Raw genomic sequence first — 2,557 nt, 5'->3', positions numbered from 1 at the left:
GCGACAGCCGCACCGTCGAGCGCAAGAAGTACGGCCGCGCCAAGGCACGCCGCAGCTTCCAGTTCTCGAAGCGCTGAGCGGGCGGCCCGGAATTGCTTCGGCAATTACGGGCCCAGCCATGGCGAACGGCCGGATCGGGGAAGCCGGGCTGGTCTGACGGCGTGGTGGCGACACGGAATAGCGAAAGGGCGGTCCCATATCGGGCACCGCCCTTTTTCGTTTCATGGTGCCAGTTTGCAGGCGATCACTTCGCCTTTGCATAAGGCACGAAGTCGCCGAACGTGCAAAAGCCATAGCCCACACCGCCGCCGCCGGAAAGATCGACAACCCGAACCGGATCGTGGCGGCACAAGCGCCCCTGCACGCCGGTGGTGATCAAGGTCCGCGTCTGGATCAGTTGCGGGCATCGCTGCTCGAAACGGTTCACATAGACCTTGCCCGCGCGGAAATAGGCTATTGCCCGTCCGTCGAGCAGGATCGGACGGGCCGACAGATCGGGTTGGATACAGCGTACCGGCGCTTCGGCCCGTCGCCCCGCGAGGATTCGATCGAATTCGCGCGCTTGCCCGGGTGGCGGCTGCGCCTGCGCGCCGCACGCGATCATCGCCGTCAAAGCTATCGTCCGTAGCCGCATCGCCGCCTCCCCGATCAAGACGGTTCAACCGATAGGATGTGCGCCGCGTTCCCCGTCTCGATCATTCCGGCGAGCCGGCATCCTGGGCGGCAAGCGCGATTGCCCGCCGAGGATGCATAAATACCGCAAGCGTAACAATTAAATGCTGCACCGCACAAAATACTTGCCATGGGCAGGATTTGTCCGGCAGACGAAATGTCATGACCGAAAGCAGATTCGTGCTGGAAGCCATTGCCCTCAGGCGGTGCCTCGAAGCCACCTACAACCGGATGCGCATCAAGCTCGCGCCGCACATCCTCTACACGCGCCATGGCGAGCTGTTCGTGGACGCGGTGACGATCGAGCGCGAAGGCCGCGCGGTCGGCGAGGCCAAGCTGGGCACCTTCAAACTCACCGGCCTCCAGATCCGCGAGGTCGTAGCGCATCCGTTCAATCCGCAGAATGTGTTCGACCCGGCCAATCCCAAATATCAGGGCGTGACGCTGCTGGCGGTATGACCGGCGGGGCGATGACGCCCCCCATCCAAGATCGCCCCGGTGTGTAACGGGGCTTCATGTCTACCCGCTATTGCGCCGGCATCGGCCCTGCGACGAGCAGCGGATCGATCCGCGCGTCCTTCCAGGTCAGCCCCCAGTGCAGGTGCGGCCCCGTCGCGCGGCCGGTCATGCCGACGAGGCCGATCTCCTGGCCCCTGGTGATGCGCTGGCCCTGCGTCACCTCGATCTTCGACAGGTGCATCATCGCGCTGATCAGGCCGAAGCCGTGATCGATCAGCACCAGATTGCCCTCGAGACTGAACGGGTGGCTCGCGGCGAGCGTGATCACGCCATCGGCGGGGGCATAGACCGGCGTGCCGGTCGGCCGCGCGATATCGATCCCGCCATGATAGGCGCCGGCGACGCCGCCCGCATAGATGCGCTGCGATCCGAACAGCGTGCTGATCCGCCCGGTCGTCGGCCAGCGGAACTGCTGGCGCCAGCCCGCCGTGTCCGAATCGGCGTTCTTGCCGGCGGTGATCTGCTGCTGCTCGGCGGCACGGATGCGCTGGTAGGCGGGGCTGGGCGAGGTGCCGCGCGAGAGCGTCGACAGGTTCGAGATATCCCACTGGCGGGGCGAGACGGTAAGCGGCAGGCGCAGCAGCCGCCCGTCGGCGAGCCGCGCCTCGAGCAGCGCGCTCGACGCGGCATCGCGGTTGAGCCCGATGATGAAGCGTCCGTCCTCGGCGACGAATCGTACCGGCTTGCCATCGAGCAGAAGCAGCGCGGTGCCCTGCGGCACGGTGCCCGTGAGCAGCGCGCCCTGCGTGATCTCGCCGTGCAGGTTGAACAGGCTGGCGGGGACGGTCTGCGGCGGCGGGGGCTCGAGCGGATGGCCGGGAAGCGGCGGCGGGGTGCGCGGGCCACCGACCTGCGCCTGCCGCGTACAGCCGGCGGCGAGAAGCGCGAGCGACACCGCCGCGAGCGCGATCCTCAACCCTTTCGCTCCGCGCGGGTGGCGAGGTCGGCGGTGGCATAAGCCTCCTGCCGGCGCACGCTCCAGTAGCGCAGGTCGTCGAGCGCGATCCGCTCGCCCGACAGAGCGCAGACGACATGATCGCCGGCAACGAGCACGCGGAAGCCGTTCGCCATATAGTGGAGCCGCGCGGGCCGCCCTTGCGCCATCAGCATTTCGGTTTTCCCATGCCCCTCTCGACCTCGCTCGTCCTGAGGAGGACAATCCTATAGCAGCTTTGGTTGTTCGGGCTTGTCATAGGCGGGGCGGGGCGCGCCCTCAACCCGCGCGCTTACCCGCCCGTCGGCGAAAACCAGCGTCACGGCGCCCGCCGCGCGCGCCTGCGCCGCGCTGGCGACGATAGGCCCGTCGCGCTTCTCGACGCGCGCATAGCCGCGCGCCAGCGGCCTGTCGGGATGGAGCTGCTCGGCG

5 protein-coding genes and 1 pseudogene are annotated in these 2,557 nt (G+C 67.6%); 2 read left to right on the top strand and 4 right to left on the bottom strand.

Annotation, left to right across the window (positions count from 1 at the left end; translation table 11 throughout):
• Positions 1–77: 30S ribosomal protein S9 (rpsI, locus tag HUU94_RS09190; protein WP_174274785.1), on the top strand; the 77-nt coding region annotated here is incomplete at its 5' end.
• A gap of 167 nt (positions 78–244) precedes the next feature.
• Here the strand turns inward: rpsI and HUU94_RS09185 are convergent.
• On the bottom strand, positions 245–634 hold the full coding sequence (locus tag HUU94_RS09185) for a hypothetical protein (protein WP_174274783.1): 390 nt from the start codon (positions 632–634) through the stop codon (positions 245–247).
• Positions 635–834: 200 nt separating this feature from the next.
• Here HUU94_RS09185 and HUU94_RS09180 point away from each other — a divergent pair, with 200 nt between their 5' ends.
• Positions 835–1,131, top strand: a complete 297-nt coding sequence (locus HUU94_RS09180) for a hypothetical protein (RefSeq protein ID WP_174274782.1) — start codon at positions 835–837, stop codon at positions 1,129–1,131.
• 67 nt (positions 1,132–1,198) lie between these two features.
• On the opposite strand, the gene HUU94_RS09175 is transcribed toward HUU94_RS09180, so the two are convergent.
• From HUU94_RS09175 to HUU94_RS09165, 3 genes and pseudogenes are all read right to left on the bottom strand, one after another.
• Positions 1,199–2,107 (bottom strand): M23 family metallopeptidase, encoded by a 909-nt coding sequence (locus HUU94_RS09175; protein WP_254602096.1) that lies wholly within the window; start codon positions 2,105–2,107, stop codon positions 1,199–1,201.
• Positions 2,104–2,301 carry a DUF2093 domain-containing protein gene (locus HUU94_RS09170; protein WP_174274781.1) on the bottom strand — a complete coding sequence of 66 codons (198 nt, stop codon included), beginning with the start codon at positions 2,299–2,301 and terminating at the stop codon, positions 2,104–2,106. Before HUU94_RS09170 ends, HUU94_RS09175 begins: the two co-directional genes overlap by 4 nt.
• Positions 2,302–2,352: 51 nt before the next feature.
• Positions 2,353–2,557 (bottom strand): annotated as a pseudogene (locus tag HUU94_RS09165) (exodeoxyribonuclease VII large subunit); the annotation flags it as partial.

It is taken from the genome of Sphingomonas bacterium (assembly GCF_903644055.1).
GTDB lineage: Bacteria > Pseudomonadota > Alphaproteobacteria > Sphingomonadales > Sphingomonadaceae > Sphingomonas_I.
This window is presented reverse-complemented; position numbering and strand designations above follow the sequence as displayed.